The organism is Myxococcus sp. XM-1-1-1 (genome assembly GCF_020037095.1).
Lineage (GTDB): Bacteria > Myxococcota > Myxococcia > Myxococcales > Myxococcaceae > Myxococcus > Myxococcus fulvus.
In genome coordinates this window covers 98,062-114,569 of the sequence record NZ_JAIQDH010000022.1, presented here as the reverse complement: position 1 = coordinate 114,569, position 16,508 = coordinate 98,062, and the positions used below count along the sequence as shown (strand labels likewise).

Genomic DNA, 16,508 nt, shown 5'->3' with positions numbered 1-16,508 from the left:
GAAGTCACCCCGCAGCGTGCGGGCCCCCATCCGTTGAACAGCAACGGGGCCCGTGTCGCCGGCTGCACGCTCCCCAGCGAAGGGAGCGCGGCCCGGGGCGAGCCCTCCGACTACTTGGCGCGACGACGCTTCGCGGGGGCGGGAGCGCCCGCATCCGGGGCACCGGCGTCCGGAGCGGTGGCCTCGACAGCGCCTGCGTCCGGGTCCGTGCCACCGTCACCCACGCCACCATCCGCGCCCGCCGCGCCCGCGCGCGGAATGGCCGGAGGAGGATTCACCAGCCCCAGCGAGCCCAGGAAGTCCTCCGCGCCCGGCGCGCCGATGCTCGGGTTGTAGAGGACCAGCATGGTGTAGAGGCGCGGGCCCACCAGGTAGTTGCGCGCGCGCACCTCGCCGTTGGGCGAGGACACCGTGTAGGACTTGCCGGGGTAGCCATCCAGCGTGAGCTCCTGCTCGTTGCTGACGGTGCCCTTGAGCTGGTTGGTGAGGCCGTCGCGGCCCTCGTTGAGGAACGCCTCGGGAGGACGGCTCGCGACGACCTTCTCCGGGTAGTCCGCGGTGCTGATGGAGTAGATGACGCCCTCGGCGGTCTGCAGCGAGTACGCCGCCGTGGAGACCTCGCCCGCGGGGATGTTCACCTTCTGGCGCTGGACCTGGGGCTGGCCCGGCATCTTCACGGTGAAGCCCTCTTCGGCCGTCACCTCGGTCAGCTGCGGGCCCGCGGCGGCGGCCGGCTGGCCCCCCGACTCACCGCCCTCGTTCGGCAGCTCCTCGATGGTGGAGGTCGCCTGCTGGTTGGGGTCGGTCTTCTGGGCGCTGACGCACGCGAGTGAAATCAGCGACAGGGTGGCAAGGGCGGCAAGGAGGCGAGACAACGAAGGCATGGGCGCGCTTCCTGAAATTTGGTGTGGGAGATGAACGCGGTGCGTCGGACGACGCTAATAGAACTGCTCGACTTCTGACTACCCGAGATTGGGACAGCCGCCAGTTTCCAGGTGTCACGCACACCCCAGAAGCGTCCGCGGCCGGACGGAAGCGGGCGCTTCGGAGGCTGAAAATCGGCCTCCGGAAGCTATTCACCCAGGTAGGCCCGGCGCACCTCCGCGCTCTCCAGGAGCGCCTTGCCGGGGCCCGCCATCGCCACCTCGCCCGTCTCCAGCACGTAGCCGTAGTGGGCGCAGTTGAGCGCCAGGTGGGCGTTCTGCTCCACCAGCAGCACGCTGACACCCGTCTGGTTCACCTCGCGCAGGGTGCGGAAGATGGTCTCCGTCACCTGCGGGGCGAGGCCCAGCGAGGGCTCGTCCAACAAGAGCAGCTGGGGCCGGCTGAGCAGCGCGCGGGCGATGGCCAGCATCTGCTGCTCGCCGCCGGACAGCGTGCCCGCCATCTGGGTGCGCCGCTCCTTGAGCACGGGGAAGAGCGTGAAGCTCTTCTCCATGTCCGCCTTCACCTCCGCGGTGTCGCGGCGCAGGTAGGCGCCCAGCTCCAGGTTCTCCAGCACGGACATGTTGGGGAAGATGCCCCGCCCCTCCGGCGCGTGCGCCATGCCCCGGGGCACCAGCTGGTGCGCCTTGAGGCTGGTGGTGTCCTGGCCGCCGAAGCGAATCTTCCCGGCGCTGGCCTTGAGCATGCCGCTCACCGCGCGCAGGGTGCTCGTCTTGCCCGCGCCGTTGGCGCCGATGAGGGCGACGACTTCACCCTTGCCCACCGTCAGCGACACGCCCTTCAGGGCCTGGATGGCGCCGTAGTGGACCTTGATGCCCTCCACCGTCAGGAGCGGCGCGAAGGCCTGGCGCTCACCCAGCGTCTTCACCTGCGCCTCGCTCACGCCGCGCCTCCGTGACTCTCCAGGTAGCTGTCGCCCAGGTACGCCTCGATGACCTTGCGGTCGCTGCGCACCTCGGCGGGCGCCCCGCGCGCGATGGTCTCGCCGTGGTCCAGCACGGTGATGCGCTCGCAGATGCCCATCACCAGCTTCATGTCGTGCTCGATGACCAGCACACCCAGCTTGAAGTCGTCGCGCAGCTTGCGGATGAGCACCATCAGGTCCGCCTTCTCGCGCGTGTTCATGCCGGCGGCGGGCTCGTCGAGCAGCAGCACCCGGGGCTGGCTGCCCAGGGCGCGGGCAATCTCCAGCCGGCGCTGCTCACCGTAGGGGAGGTTTCGCGCCTCCTCGTCGCGGCGGTGCGACAGGCCCATGACCTCCAGCAGGTGCTCGGCCTGCTCGGTCAGCCGCCGCTCCTCGCGCTGGAAGCCCGGGGTGAGCAGGAGCGAGCGCCACCAGTCCGCGTAGTTGTGGGCCGCGTTGCGCAGCTTGGAGCCCACGCTGAGGCTGGACTGGTGCAGCGCCGTCTGAGCACGGCAGGCCACCTTCACGTTGTCCAGCGCGGAGAGCGCGCGGAACAGGCGGATGTTCTGGAAGGTGCGCGCCACGCCCAGCAGGTTGATTTGATGCGGCTTGCGCCCGTTGACCTGCGTGCCACTCACGCGCACCACGCCCTGGGTGGGCTGGTAGACGCCCGTCAGCACGTTGAACGCGGTGGACTTGCCCGCGCCGTTGGGGCCGATGAGGCCCAGCAAGTCCCCCTGCCGGATGGACAGGTGGAAGTCGGTGAGCGCCTTGAGGCCGCCGAACTGGATGCTCACGCCGTCCGCCACCAGCACGGGCTCGGGGGACGTGGAGGAGAGGGCCGTCACGTTCGCGCTCACGCCAGCCCCCGGCGCTTGCGGGGCAGCCACCGTGGCAGCACGTCCCAGATCTCCTTCGTGCCGAACAGGCCCTGGGGCCTGGCGAGCATCAAGACGACGAGCAACAGGCCGTAGATGGGCATGCGAATCTGGTCCACCCGCTGCGCCAGGCTGCCCTCGGTGCCCAGCGCGCCGAACAGGGAGCGCATGCCTTCGGGCAGCAGCGTCAGGAAGATGGCCGCGACGAAGGCGCCCGTGGTGGAGCCCAGGCCGCCCAGCACCACCATGACGACGATTTCCATCGAGCGCACGAAGGTGAAGGAGCCGGGGTTGATGATGGGCACGAAGTGGGCGAACAGGCCGCCGGCGATGCCCGCGAAGAACGACGAGAAGACGAACGCGCGCACCTTGTAGCCGGTGGTGTCCACGCCCATGGCCTCGGCGGCCACCTCGTCCTCGCGGATGGCCCACAGGCTGCGGCCGTGGCTGGAGCCGGCGATGCGGCGCGCGGCCAGCACCACCAGGAACACCCAGAAGAACACCATGCCGGGGCTCGAGTACTGGGGGATGCCCGACAGGCCCAGCGCGCGGCCGAACGCGTCCGTGTTCTGCACCACGACGCGGATGATTTCGCCGAAACCCAGCGTGACGATGGCCAGGTAGTCACCGCGCAGGCGCAGGGACGGCAGGCCCACCAGGAAGCCGCACGCCGCCGCCGCGACGCCGCCCGCGAGCAGCGCCACGGTGAAGAGCACCTGGTCGCTGGCCGCCACGGGGAGGAAGGACAGCGCCACCTCCTTGAGCTGCAGCGAGCAGTACCCGGCGATGTACGCGCCCACGGCCATGAAGCCCGCGTGGCCGATGGAGAACTGCCCCGTCATCCCGTTCACGATGTTGAGGCTCACCGCGAGGATGATGTTCACGCCGACGACGGACAACAGGTACGTGGCGAAGTCGGAGCCGCTCAGCGCCCACTGGAACAGCACCAGCGTGGGGATGGCGACGAGGACCGGCAGCACGCCACGCAGCGAGGGCGGCACGAGCGTGCGGGCCTCGGGGATGGGAAGCGCGGGGGTCTCCATCAGACCTTCTCCGCGGCGACCCGGCCGAACAGGCCACCGGGCTTCACGAGCAGCACCAGGATGAGGAAGCCGAAGGCCACCGCGTCGCGCCAGGTGCTGGCCGCGTAGCCGACGACGAACTCCTCCACCAGCCCCAGCACCAGCGCGCCCACCACCGCGCCCGGCACGTGGCCGATGCCGCCAATCACCGCCGCGACGAAGGCCTTGAGGCCCACGTACAGGCCCATCAGCGGGCTCACCGACGTGTCCTTGATGGCGTAGAGCAGGCCCGCGCCCGCGGCCAGGCCGCTGCTGAGCATGAACGTCAGCGCGATGACCCGGTCGGTGGGAATGCCCATCAGCGCCGCCACCCGGTGGTCCCAGGACACCGCGCGCATGGCCCGGCCGAAGCGCGTGCCGAACACCAGGTACTGCAGGCCCACCATCAACCCCACGGCGATGAGGAAGCTGATGACCTGCCAGTTCCACACGACGACGTCGCGGTCCCCGATGATGAGCCACTCGGTGGGCTCGATGATTTCGGGGAACGCGCGGGGGCTGGCGCCCGGCAGGAAGCCGATGTCCAGCTGGAAGCCGTAGGACAGGGCGAAGGAGATGCCGATGGCGGTGATGAGCGCTGTCAGCCGGGGCTTCTCGCGCAGGGGACGGTAGGCGAAGCGCTCGATGAGGAAGCCCATGAGCGCGCAGCCCAGCATGGCCACCGCGAAGACGGCGGCAATGCCCAGGAACGAGCCGCGCGCCTCGCGTCCAATCGCGAACGCGGTGGCGTAGCCCATGTAGACGCCGACCATCATGACGTCGCCGTGGGCGAAGTTGATGAGCTTGAGGACGCCGTACACCATCGTGTAGCCGAGCGCGACGAGCGCGTAGATGGTGCCGGCGGCCAGGCCGTTGATGAGGTGCTGGAGGAGCTGCGCCATTTAGGGATTGATGGTCGTCACGTACTGCGTCTTGCCATCCCCGACCTTGAGGACGACGGCGGACTTCACGGCGTTGCGCTTCTCATCCAGGGTGACGGTGCCCGCCACGCCCGGGAAGTCCTTGGTCTGGGCAATCGCGTCGCGCACGGACGGGCCGCTCAAATCCTTGGCGCGCTTGAGCGCTTCAATCGCCACGCGGGCCGCGTCGTAGCCCAGCGCCGCGAGCGCGTCCGGGACGCCGCCGTAGGCCGCCTTGTAGTCCGCGATGAACTTCTGCACGCGGGGGTCCGGGTTGTCCGGCGAGTAGTGGTTGGAGAAGTAGCTGCCGGTGATGGCGCTGCCACCCAGCTCGAAGAGCTTCTCGGAGTCCCAGCCGTCGCCGCCCATCAGCGGCACCTTGAGGCCCACCTCGCGCGCCTGGCGGGCGACGACGCCCACCTCGCTGTAGTAGCCCGGCACGTAGATGCCATCCGGCTGCGTCTTCTTGATGGCCGTCAGCTGCGCGCGGTAGTCGGTGTCGCCCTGGCTGTAGCTCTCCGTGGTGGCGATCTTCCCGCCCATCTCCGTGAACTTGCGCGTGAACACGCCCGACAGGTCGATGGAGTAGGCGCTCTTGTTGTCCTGCAGCACCGCCACCTTGCCGAGCTTCAGGTCCTCGCGGGCGAACTTCGCCATCACGAAGCCCTGGAACGGGTCGATGAAGCACACGCGGAAGATGTAGTCGCCCTTCTCCGTCACCGTGGTGTTGGTGGACGAAGGGGTAATCATGGGCACGCCCGCCGCCTGCGCCTTCTCCGCCATGGCCAGCGAGTTGGACGAGGCCACGTCGCCCAGGATGAGCACCACCTTGTCCTGGGTGATGAGACGGGTGGTGGCCTGCGCGGCCTCCTCCGGCTTGCTCTGGTTGTCGTAGACGCGGATCGCCAGCTTCTTGCCGTTCACGCCGCCGGCGGCGTTGGCCTCCTTGAGCGCCAGCTCGATGCCGTTGCGCGTGGAGATGCCGAACGTCGCCTGGCCGCCGGTGAGCGCGCCCACCTGGCCCAGCAGGATGGTGTCCGCGCCCGCGGGCGTGCCGCCGCCGGGGCTTGGGGCCTGTCCCTGCGCGGCCTGCGTGCCGGCCTCACCAGAAGGGGTGGGCTGCGTCTTCTTCTCGCAGGCGGCCGCCAAGACGGCGAGCGCGGCGAGCAGCATCGGGGCAAGGCGTCGCATGCGGAGCAATCCTCCTCAACAGGGGGTGCTGCGAGTCAAAGCCCCGGTTTTCTAGGGGAGCCCTCTCCATGGGTCAAGCGCGCTGCCAGACAGGCCCTCCCCCCACGTACCCTCCGTGCGGCGCGTCACGCGAGCCCCCGTCGAGGGCGGAGCGCTCGAATCCCAGGCTCCCGCGTCATCCCACCCGCTTCGCCGGGGGTGCCCGGAAAGTGGACAGGGCCGGAGTTCGCGCGGGCGGGCGGGCATGGGGCCAGCGGCGACCACGGGGGCGAGCCCTGAGCACGCATGTTGGCGAGACACTGTTCATCCGCGGACCCGCTCCCACCTTCCCGGTGATGCAGCAGGAGGCATTCAGGAGGAGCCAGCCATGCTCAAGAACAAGAAGGACGTACGCGAAGGGATGGTTGTCCGCAGCATCGACGACGAGAAGCTCGGCAAGGTCTTCGCCATCGGCGACGACGCGTTCCACATCGAGAGAGGCCTGTTCTTCCCCAAGGACTACCGGGTCTCCTTCACCGAGGTGAGCGAGATTCGCAACGGGGAGGTCATCCTCAACCGCGGCAAGGAGGCCCTGCAGCAGGTCTCCGAGGCGGAGCGCACCCGGAGCGGCGCGGACCTGGGCACCGCCGGCGCCATGGGGCTGGCGTCCGAGCGCTCGGTGACGGAGACGCGCGTGCGGGAGACGGACCTGAACGCGGGCCGGGCCTCGGTGACGCCGCTGCCCACCACGGGCTTGAAGGAGGACGTCGGCTACCAGGCCAACATGAAGGCGGACACGGAGCTGCGGCGCGCCAAGACGGAGTGGAACGACAACCGTGACATCTCCATCCCCGTCCACCGGGAGCGGCTGAGCGTGGAGAAGCACGACATGCAGGCCGGAGAGCTGCGCGTGCACAAGGAGATCGTGGAGGAGGAGGAGGTGGTGAAGGTCCCCCTGCGCCACGAGCGGGTCCGCGTGGAGCGGCGGGCGGTGACGTCGGACACGCCGGTGACGGGCGCGTTCAAGGACGAGACCATCGTCGTCCCCCTGCACGCCGAGGAGGCGGAGGTCATCAAGCGCCAGGTGCTCGACGAGGAGGTCGTCATCCACAAGGACGTCGTCGAGGAGGAGCGCCGCTTCACCGAGCGGGTGCGCCACGAGAACGTGGACATCCGCACCGAGGGCGAGGTCGACGCGCCGCGCACCCTCAACGCGACGTCCGACGACCCGTCGCTGCGCCGCTCCTGAGGCATCGGTCGCGTGAAGTGAAGGCATGGCACCCGGCCACCGCTCCCCGACAGCACGGGGGCGGTGCCGGGGTCAGCGCGCGGCCTTCTTCTGGGGCTGGGGCGAGGGACGCGGGCGCGGCTCGGTGTCCACGTCCTCGATGTCCTGCTCCACCGCGGGCGGTGACACGCCCAGGCGGCCCTGCGCCTCGGTGCGGTCCAGCTGCTGCAGCTCGCGCAGCCGGTCCGGGAAGTGCCGGGCCATCAGCCGCGCCAGCTCCGCGTCCTTCACCGGCGTGAGGGCGTCCTGCAGCCGCTCCGCCATCTCCAGGGCGTCGGAGAAGCGCGCCGTGGGCGACTTGGCCAGGGCCATCTCCAGCACGTCCCACAGCGGCTGGGAGATGGAGTCCGGGCGCGTCAGCCGCTCGTCGCAGATGGCCTGCATGGAGCGCAGCTCGTCGCCCCGGTCGAACGCCCGCTTGCCGGTGAGCGCCTCGTAGAGGATGAGCCCCATCGCGAACAAATCACTGCGCGCGTCCAGCCGCTGCCCCCGCGCCTGCTCCGGGGACATGTACAGGGGCTTGCCCTTCACGATGCCCGGCAGCGTCATGGTCCGCTGGGCGCGCGCCTTGGCCACCCCGAAGTCGAGAATCTTCACCCGCCCGTCGAAGCCCACCATCAGGTTGTGCGGGGACAGGTCGCGGTGCACCAGGTGCAGCGGCTTGCCGTCCTCGCCCTTGAGCGAGTGCGCCGCCTGCAGGCCGTGCAGCGCCTGCACCACCACCGCCACCGCCTGCTCGGGCATCAGGGGCCCCCGGCGCGCGCGCAGGAGCCGGTCCAGGTCCACGCCCCGCACCAGCTCCATGGCGATGAAGTACGCCCCCTGCGCCTCGCCGAAGTCGTACACGTGCACCAGGTTGGGGTGCGCCAGCCGCAGGCCGATGCGCGCCTCGTCCAGGAACTGCTGGACGATGGCCGGGTCCGCCGTCAGGTGCGGGAGGATGCGCTTGAGGGCCACCAGCCGGCCCAGCCCCTCGGGGCCCCGGGCCCGCGCCACCAGCACCTGGGCCATGCCGCCGGTGCCCAGGGGCGTGAGGACCTCGTACTTGCCGATGCGCCCGCGCGGCACCGGCGTGTCGTCCATGGCCAGGTCGTCCAGCCGCTCCAGCGGGCCCTGCCCGTCCGTCAGCGCCAGGAAGGCCAGCACCGACGTGTCGAGCTGCTCGCCGATGGCCTCCACCAGCTTCATCACCAGCCCGCCGCCGTCCGGGAAGGCGCCCTCCACCGCGAGCCCCATCCCGCCCAGCTCCAGCGTGCCCAGCTTCAGCCGGGTGCAGAAGAGCATCCGCCCGTTGGGCAGCCGGCGGGGGCCGCGCCAGAGCGCCGCCTCGAACACGTCCGCGCCCAATTCGCCCAGCACCCGCGTCAGCACGGGCCCCCGGGTGCCGCGCAGGGACACGAAGCCCGCGGGCGCATGCACCATGCGCGCGCACTGCGTGAGGAAGACGTCCAGGCCCGCGTCCAGCGTCAGGCCGCGCTGGAGGCAGTCCTCCAGGATGTCGTCCGCCATCCGCTGCACGGCCACCAGCCCACGCAGGAACGCGACCTCTGTCTCCAAGGAAGGGAATTCCACCCCCCCATTACAACCTGGGAGGGATTCCCCGGGAAGCCAGGGACCAAGAACAGCGTGCGTGGGTCAACGACACCGCGTGGGCTAGACGCGCTCGCGGTCCTTCAGGGCCGTGGCGCCGGGCGGCAGGCGCTCGGAGGGGCTGGTGGGGAGCACCACGCGGCGGTCCTCGATGAGGCCGTGGGCCTCCAGCACGCGCTCCAGGTAGGCCACGCGCTCGCGCAGCAGGGCGTTCTCCGGGTGGGAGCCCAGCTGAGCCTCGCGCAGGCGGATGAAGGCCTCCAGCACGGGCTTGAGCGAGAAGCGCAGCGTCAACCCCAACAGGGGGATGCCGCACGTCATCGCCACCACGAGCACCATGACGACGCCTTCGACTGGATCCATGACTGAGACCTCGGAACGGACAGGGGGTGACTGACTCTACGCCGGAAGGGTTCCGGCGATTGCATCCCCCCGCCCGCGAGGCGGGTGCTTCAGCTCGCCTGGCCCGTGTAGATGGCGTCGGCGATGCGGTAGGCGCTGCCCTCCAGGCGCTGGAAGGCCTCCTTGAGGGCGACCGGGTCGGAGGTGTTGAGCAGGCCCTTGAGCCGCTCCAGGTCCGACTTGATCTCCTCGCGGTCCTTCTCCGACAGGAGGCTGGCGTACTCCTCCAGGCTCTTCTCGGTGGTGTAGATGAGGCCGTCCGCGTTGTTGCGCAGCTCCGCCAGCTCCTTCTTCTTCTTGTCGTCGGCGGCGTGCGACTGGGCGTCGTTGATCATCGCCTGGATTTCGGCCTCCGACAGGCCGGAGTTGCTCACCACGCGCACCTGCTGGACCTTGCCGGTGCCCAGGTCCTTGGCGCTGACGTGCACGATGCCGTTGGCGTCGATGTCGAACGACACCTCAATCTGCGGCACGCCACGCGGCGCCGGCGGGATGCCCACCAGCTCGAAGCGGGCCAACGTCTTGTTGTCCGCCGCCATCTCGCGCTCACCCTGGAGCACGTGCACGCTCACCAGCGGCTGGTTGTCCACCGCGGTGGAGAACACCTGGCTCTTCTTGCAGGGGATGGTGGTGTTCTTGTCGATGATCTTGGTGAAGACGCCGCCGGCCGTCTCGACGCCCAGGGACAGCGGCGTCACGTCCAGCAGGAGGACGTCCTTCACCTCGCCCTTGAGCACGCCGCCCTGGATGGCCGCGCCCACGGCGACGACCTCATCCGGGTTGATGCCCTTGTGCGGCTCCTTGCCGAAGAACTCGCGCACCTTCTGCTGCACGCGGGGCATGCGCGTCATGCCGCCCACCAGGAGCACCTGGTTGACGTGCTGCGCGGTCAGGCCCGCGTCCTTCAAGGCGATCTTGCAGGGCTCGATGGTGCGGTCGATGAGGTCCGCCACCAGCGCCTCGAAGGTGGAGCGGTCCACCGTCTCCGTCAGGTGCTTGGGGCCGGAGGCATCCGCGGTGATGAACGGCAGGTTCACCTCCGTCTCGGGCGCGCTGGACAGCTCGTGCTTGGCGCGCTCGGCGGCCTCCTTCAGGCGCTGCAGCGCCATGCGGTCGCGGCGCAGGTCCAGGCCGTTGTTCTGCTCGGCGAAGCGCTTGGCCAGGTAGTCGATGAGCCGCTGGTCGAAGTCCTCGCCGCCCAGGAACGTGTCGCCGTTGGTGCTCTTCACCTCGAAGACGCCGGCGGTCAGCTCCAGGATGGAGATATCGAACGTGCCGCCGCCCAAATCGTACACGGCCACGCGCTCGGTGCCGCCGTCCTTGACCTTGTCCAGGCCGTACGCGAGCGCCGCGGCGGTGGGCTCGTTGATGATGCGCAGGACGTTGAGACCCGCGATGCGGCCGGCGTCCTTGGTGGCCTGACGCTGGCTGTCGTTGAAGTACGCGGGGACGGTGATGACCGCCTCGGTGACGGGCTCGCCGAGGTAGTCCTCCGCCGTCTGCTTCATCTTCATCAGGACGATGGCGGAGACCTCCGGCGGGCTGTGGCCCTTGCCGCGGATCTCCACCCAGGCGTCGCCGTTGGGGCTCGCGGCCACCTTGAAGGCGCTCACGCCGATGGCCTTCTTGGCCTCCGGCGAGTCGAACTTCCGACCGATGAGCCGCTTCACGGCGAACACGGTGTTCTCCGGGTTGGTGATGGCCTGCCGCTTGGCAATCTGGCCCACCAGCCGCTCACCGGAGTCCGTGAAGCCCACCATGGAAGGCGTGGTGCGGCTGCCCTCGCTGTTGGGGATGACCACCGGCTCGCCGCCTTCCATGACGGCGACGCAGGAGTTGGTGGTCCCCAGGTCGATTCCAATCACCTTGCCCATGATGCTTACTGGCTCCCCCCGGAAGTGCTGTCCGTGTGCTGCTCGGGTGCTTCGGCCCGCGGCTCGGCTTCCGCCGGAGGTGAGTCCTCGGCGGGCGCGGGGGTGGATGAGGCGGCGGCGTCCACGACGGGCGCGGCGACGGCCTCGGGCGCGCGCGCGACGACGACCATGGCCGGGCGCACCAGGCGCTCGTTGAGGAAGAAGCCGCGCACCACCTCGTAGACCACGTGGCCCGCGGGCGTGTCGGCCGTCTCCACCTGCTGGATGGCCTCGTGCATGCGCGGGTCGAACGGCTGGCCCTTGGCGCTGAAGGACTTCACGCCGTGGCGGCCGAGCGCGTCCTCGAAGGACTTGCGCGTCATGGCCACGCCCTTCTGGAAGCTCTCGATGTCGGGCGACTTGGTCGCGGCCTCGAGCGCGCGGTCCAGGTTGTCCATCACCGGGAGCAGGTCCTTGAGCAGCTTCTCCGAGCCGAAGCGCTGGACCTCCTCCTTCTCCTTCTGCGCGCGCTTGCGGTAGTTCTCCAGGTCCGCGGCGGCGCGGACCATGCGGTCCTGCGCCTCCTTGGCGCGCTCGTGCGCCTCGCGCAGCCGCTCCATGGTCTCGCGACCCTTGGCCTGGCTGAACTCGACCTGCGCCTTGAGCGACTCCACCTCCTGACGGAGCTGGGCGACCTCTTCCGCGGTCGCGGAGGGCGCTGGGGAGTCCTGGGGAGGCACGGAATCCTCGGGGGCGACGGAGGCGGCCGCGTCCTCGGAAGCAGCGGCCTGGGGGGCCTCCACCTCGATGACGGTCACCTCTTCATCCTCCATGCGACGCTCGACGCTGCGGACCGCCGCGTCGATGACGTCCTGCCCGATTTCCGCCTGGATGCTGTCCTTTTCACTGGAGCCGGCCACGGCGCGCACTATCTCACGCGCCGCACACCGTTCCAACTGGCGGCAATGACTGACGGAACCGGAACCGGAAGTCCGGACCTGTCTGATTCAAGGCCGGGCGGAACTTCACGCTCCGGCGGTGGGCTTCTTCGCACGACCGACGGTCTTCTTGGAAGTTGGGGCGGCCTTCTTGGCGGCCGGGCGGCCGCTGGCCTTCTTGCGGCCGATGGACTTGGTGCCGGGGGCGGCCTTCTTCGCGGCCTTGGGTTCGGGCTTGGGGCGCGGGGCCCGGGGGGCCTCGGCGTCGGCGGCCTCGGACTTCGTGGTGCCCGGCGCGCCCGCCTCGCCCTCCTCGGGACGGAAGGCGCGCTCCACGGCGCCCTCGACCTGGCGCACGGCGGTTTCAATCTTCTCCGCGGCGACCTTGGTGGTGCTGGCGGCCCAGGTGCGCAGCTGCACCAGGCCCTCCTTCACCTTGGCCTGCTTGTCCGGGTCCTTCACTTCCTTGAGGAGGCGCTGGGCCTCGCCGCGCAGGTCATCGGTGGTGCGCTTGAGCTCGTCGCCGGTGCGCTTGAGGAACTCCATCAGGTGCTTGTCCCACTTCTCGGCCATTGCGCAGGTCCTCTCGTCCGGGCGGCGGCGCCCCCCGTGGGTTTCGCGGCCCTCGAATATGTCACGGACATCCCCCGGCGCCATTGCAGTTCCCCGAGGGGACACGTCCCGCGAGCATCCCCCCACGGGATACGGCTAGAGTGTCTGATTCCATATAGGGGGAACGGCCGAGCCCCCACCGCTTCTCGGGGAGACCACCTTCATGTCCATCCAACGCGCGGTCGGGATGCTGCTCATCCTGACCTTCCTGGGCGCCTGCTCCGGCGGGGACGACCCGAACCCCGGCAGCGGCCCGAAGCTGCCCAACATCTCCGCGCTGACCGACACCACGGTGGGCGCGCCCTACGACACGCGGATCACCGCCACGGGGGGGACGGCGCCCCTGCGCTACACGCTGAAGTCGGAGGTGCCCCCGGGCTTCTCGTTCTACTCGACGGACGGGCGGCTGACGGGCCCGGCGAGCGCCGCGGGGGACTACTCCCTCCAGGTCGACGTGGTGGACGTGGAGAAGAGCGAGGACTCGCGGACGTACACCCTCAAGGTGTGGCCGGCGCCGGCGCTCGTGGGCGCGACGCTCACGGCGGCCGTGGCGGGCAATGGCTACACGTACACCTTCGGTGGCGTGGGCGGGCGGCCCCCGGTGACGTTCTCCGTGGTGGAGGGCGCGCTGCCGGAGGGCCTGTCGCTGTCGCAGGACGGCGAGGTGACCGGCGTCGCGACGCTCGCGGGCACGACCAGCTTCACGGTGAAGGTGGAGGACGCCAGCGGCATCGCCGCGCAGGCGCGCTACTCGCTGGAGGTGAAGCCGGGCACGGGCACGCCGGACGGAGGCGGGACGGATGGCGGCCCCTCGACGAGCTTCCCCCTGTCGGTGGGCAACTGGAACATCGAGTGGTTCGGCCACACGGGACAGGGGCCGTCGGACGAGGCGCTCCAGCTGGCCAACGTGAAGACGGTGATTGCCGGCGCGGGCGTGGACGTCTGGGGCCTGGCGGAGGTGGTCGACGCGGCGCACTTCGAGGCGCTCAAGGCCCAGCTGCCCGAGTACGACGGCTTCCTGGCCAGCGACCCGCTCGTGTCGTCCGGCTCCTTCTATTACGACGCGGACGAGCAGAAGCTGGGCATCCTCTACAAGAAGGGCCTGGTGCAGGTGCGCGAGGCGCGCATCGTGCTGGGTTCGAGCGACTACTACTTCGCGGGCCGGCCGCCGCTGCGGGTGGACCTGCGCGTCACCCGGTCCGGCACGAACGTGGACCTGTCCGTGCTGATGCTGCACATGAAGGCCACGAGCAACGGCACCGAGTCGGCGGACTACGAGCGGCGGCTCGAGGCGGGGCAGCTGCTCAAGGGCTACCTGGACAGCAGCATGCCCACGCAGCGGGTGATGGTGGTGGGCGACTGGAACGATGACGTGGACGTCTCCACCGTCAACAACCGCGACACGCCCTATCGGAACTTCGTGGACGACGCCGACAACTACCGCTTCGTCACCCAGGAGATGTCCGTGTCGGGCATCGGCTCCACGGTGAGCCGCAACACGTTCATCGACCACCAGCTGGTCAGCAACGAGATGCTGGAGTCCTACGTCCCGGGGTCCGCCGCGGTGCTGCGCCCGAGCATCACCCGCTATGGCACCACCACGTCCGACCACTACCCCATCATCAGCCGCTACAACTTCGGGCAGGTGACGGCGCGCACGCTGAAGGTCACCGCGCCCAACGGGGGCGAGGTGCTCGCCGCGGGCAGCACGTTCGACATCACCTGGACGGCCTCCGGCGTGCAGAACGTGCGGCTGCAGTACTCGCTCGACAACGGCGTGGTGTGGAGCGACATCGCCACCTCCGTGCCCGCGGCCTCGGGCAGCTTCACGTGGACGGTGCCCTCGGAGGGCTCCTCCACCGCGCGGGTGCGCATCAACGACGCGGCGGACTCCACCCTGGCGGACATCAGCGATGCCCCCTTCACGCTCAACCGGCCCGTGCCCACCCTGTTCATCAACGAGTACCTGCCCCAGCCGCTGCCGGTGAGCGAGGGCGGCCCGCCGGACTACGACAAGATGTTCGTGGAGGTGCGCAACACCGGCACTGCCGCGGTGAACCTGGGCGGCTACTCGCTGCATGACGACGAGTCCCGGCGCGGCGACAAGCCCGCGCGCCACGTCTTCCCCGCGGGGACGATGCTGCAGCCGGGCGCCGTCTACACCGTGTATGGCGACGCCTCGGCCGTGCCCATGGGCGTGCCCAACACCGCGGGCGCCAACGGTGGCGACGGACTTCGCTTCAACCGCTCGAACGACTCCGCCTACCTGGTCCGTCCGGACGGCTCCGAGCAGGACCACGCCTCCTACGGCAGCACCACGCTGGGCGTCTCCTTCAACCGCAACCCGGACGGCACGGGCGCGGGCGAATGGGTGCGCCACGATTCGCTGTCCTCCTCGCTCGCGTCCCCGGGGCGGCGTGTGGACGGCTCCGCCTTCTGAGTCGCGCTGAAGGCCACGCGGGCGACGGGCTCTCGCAAGCCCGGACGGCCAGCATCGACGGCGGGAGCCTTCGACCTCGTCCGCGCCCCATTGGCGCGGGGTGGGTCGGAGCGCTCCCGCTTCAACATCGACCCAGGCGGGTCTTCCCATCCCACGATGGAAGTCTTTGAAAGGAATCAGGGCAAACCCCTGAATCAACTGGCCTTTCCCCAAACGCAACTCAAGGTCAGGTGTGAGGGATAATCTCCTCAAAGCCAGTCGAGCCGGAGAAGACCGATGTCCCTCCCTCCCTTGTCCACGCGTCGTCCCCCCACGCCTGTCACCTCGCGAGAGGAGGCCCCGCGTGAGGTGCCCCGGACGGAGCCCACCGCGCCAGCGATTGCGCCTCGGGCGCAGCCTCCGGCGGAGTTCCGCGGCGTCTCCAGCTTCGACCCCGCTCCGGCGGGAGAGCGTCGACAGGTCGCGCAGGCGGTGACGGGCGCCGCGCCGAGCGCTCCCGCCGAGGCGCCGCGCGCGAGCTGGGCCCAGCGGGTGGGCAGTTGGGCGGCGGACACGGCGCGGGGCTACGCCACGGGCGCCGCGAACCTCGTGCTGGACTCGGCCAGCCTGGTGAACGCCGGCGTCAACCGGGGCCTGGGGGCCGCCGGCATCGACTTCCGCTTCCGCACCGACCTGGCCATCCAGCCCCGCTCGCAGGCGGAGGCCGCCGCGCAGAACGCCGTGAGCCTCTCCTCGATGCTGCTGGGAGGCGTCGGGGCGGCCCGCGCCGCGGCGGGTGCCATCGCCCCCCGCGTGGGTGGAGCGGCGGCGGCCGCGGGCGTGGAGGGTGTGGCCGCGCCCGCCGCGGCGAGGGTGCTGCTGGAGGAGGCCAAGCAGGGCAAGCACATCGTCGGGCACCAGAACTACATCCCGGGCCGCAGCCCCTTCACGCACCCCAACCCGCAGGGCCTGCTGGACCGCTTCTCCGGCCAGGGCCAGCCCGTGGGCAGCGTCGCGCGCGGTCAGCCGGGCTTCCGGGAGCGGGTGGACTTCGGTGAGGTCATCGGTCAGGTCAACGGCCAGCCGACGACGCGCGGAATCATCCACTACTCGAGTCAGGGCGCGCATATCGTCCCCGCCAATCCATGAGCACCCCCAACCGAAGCAGCCTGGTCCACCTGTCGCTGCAGCGGGCGCTGCTGGGAGCCATCCCCTCCCGGCTGCGCGCCGTCACCGTCCGCTTCGATGACACCAGGCTGCACTTCGAGGCGTTCTTCGACGGCGCGATTCGCGACGAGGACCGCGAGACGATGTCCGAGGTGGAGACCGAGCTCATCGCGGACTTTCCCGACGACCACGAGATCTCCCACGAGTTGATCCGCCTGGACCCCCCGGCCCTGATTCCCAAGGACCGGGCGTGGGTGTACTACCGCCAGGAGTCGTAGCCCTCGGAAGCGGTCAGGGCGTCACGCCAGCCCGCGTCGACGGCACGCCATGCCTGTCCCGGCATGGCCCCGCCCTTCCTCGA

15 protein-coding genes are annotated in these 16,508 nt (G+C 70.0%); 4 read left to right on the top strand and 11 right to left on the bottom strand.

Annotated features, from left to right (window positions below; genetic code table 11):
* Positions 1-110: 110 nt before the first annotated feature.
* From K8640_RS33130 to K8640_RS33105, 6 genes are all read right to left on the bottom strand, one after another.
* A complete protein-coding gene (locus K8640_RS33130) occupies positions 111-884 on the bottom strand; it encodes a hypothetical protein (protein WP_223750722.1) in 774 nt (257 codons plus the stop codon).
* A 188-nt stretch (positions 885-1,072) separates the two neighbouring features.
* Positions 1,073-1,828, bottom strand: coding sequence for an ABC transporter ATP-binding protein (locus K8640_RS33125; protein WP_223750721.1), 756 nt, complete (start codon positions 1,826-1,828; stop codon positions 1,073-1,075).
* Positions 1,825-2,709, bottom strand: coding sequence for an ABC transporter ATP-binding protein (locus K8640_RS33120; protein ID WP_370640426.1), 885 nt, complete (start codon positions 2,707-2,709; stop codon positions 1,825-1,827). Before K8640_RS33120 ends, K8640_RS33125 begins: the two co-directional genes overlap by 4 nt.
* On the bottom strand, positions 2,706-3,770 hold the full coding sequence (locus K8640_RS33115) for a branched-chain amino acid ABC transporter permease (RefSeq protein WP_223750720.1): 1,065 nt from the start codon (positions 3,768-3,770) through the stop codon (positions 2,706-2,708). Before K8640_RS33115 ends, K8640_RS33120 begins: the two co-directional genes overlap by 4 nt.
* Entirely contained in the window at positions 3,770-4,690 is a 921-nt protein-coding gene (locus K8640_RS33110; protein ID WP_046716478.1) for a branched-chain amino acid ABC transporter permease, read from the bottom strand. Before K8640_RS33110 ends, K8640_RS33115 begins: the two co-directional genes overlap by 1 nt.
* Positions 4,691-5,899, bottom strand: coding sequence for an ABC transporter substrate-binding protein (locus tag K8640_RS33105; protein WP_223750719.1), 1,209 nt, complete (start codon positions 5,897-5,899; stop codon positions 4,691-4,693).
* Positions 5,900-6,266: 367 nt separating this feature from the next.
* Between K8640_RS33105 and K8640_RS33100 the strand changes: the two genes are divergently transcribed.
* Entirely contained in the window at positions 6,267-7,127 is an 861-nt protein-coding gene (locus K8640_RS33100; protein WP_223750718.1) for a YsnF/AvaK domain-containing protein, read from the top strand.
* A gap of 72 nt (positions 7,128-7,199) precedes the next feature.
* On the opposite strand, the gene K8640_RS33095 is transcribed toward K8640_RS33100, so the two are convergent.
* From K8640_RS33095 to K8640_RS33075, 5 genes are all read right to left on the bottom strand, one after another.
* Complete coding sequence (locus K8640_RS33095; protein WP_223750786.1) at positions 7,200-8,675, bottom strand: serine/threonine-protein kinase; 1,476 nt, start codon at positions 8,673-8,675, stop codon at positions 7,200-7,202.
* A gap of 144 nt (positions 8,676-8,819) precedes the next feature.
* The gene (locus K8640_RS33090; RefSeq protein WP_223750717.1) at positions 8,820-9,119 is read right to left on the bottom strand and encodes a hypothetical protein; all 300 of its coding nucleotides are present in this window, start codon (positions 9,117-9,119) and stop codon (positions 8,820-8,822) included.
* 89 nt (positions 9,120-9,208) lie between these two features.
* Positions 9,209-11,032, bottom strand: a complete 1,824-nt coding sequence (gene dnaK / locus K8640_RS33085; RefSeq protein WP_141326698.1) for a molecular chaperone DnaK — start codon at positions 11,030-11,032, stop codon at positions 9,209-9,211.
* Positions 11,033-11,037: 5 nt separating this feature from the next.
* Positions 11,038-11,940, bottom strand: a complete 903-nt coding sequence (gene grpE / locus K8640_RS33080) for a nucleotide exchange factor GrpE (RefSeq protein WP_223750716.1) — start codon at positions 11,938-11,940, stop codon at positions 11,038-11,040.
* 96 nt (positions 11,941-12,036) lie between these two features.
* Entirely contained in the window at positions 12,037-12,522 is a 486-nt protein-coding gene (locus K8640_RS33075) for a transcriptional regulator (protein WP_223750715.1), read from the bottom strand.
* 202 nt (positions 12,523-12,724) lie between these two features.
* Between K8640_RS33075 and K8640_RS33070 the strand changes: the two genes are divergently transcribed.
* From K8640_RS33070 to K8640_RS33060, 3 genes are all read left to right on the top strand, one after another.
* Entirely contained in the window at positions 12,725-15,001 is a 2,277-nt protein-coding gene (locus K8640_RS33070; RefSeq protein WP_223750714.1) for a lamin tail domain-containing protein, read from the top strand.
* A 276-nt stretch (positions 15,002-15,277) separates the two neighbouring features.
* Positions 15,278-16,129, top strand: coding sequence for a polymorphic toxin type 50 domain-containing protein (locus tag K8640_RS33065; protein ID WP_223750713.1), 852 nt, complete (start codon positions 15,278-15,280; stop codon positions 16,127-16,129).
* Positions 16,126-16,425 carry a hypothetical protein gene (locus K8640_RS33060; protein ID WP_223750712.1) on the top strand — a complete coding sequence of 100 codons (300 nt, stop codon included), beginning with the start codon at positions 16,126-16,128 and terminating at the stop codon, positions 16,423-16,425. The genes K8640_RS33065 and K8640_RS33060 overlap by 4 nt, the downstream gene beginning before the upstream one ends.
* Positions 16,426-16,508 lie beyond the last annotated feature (83 nt).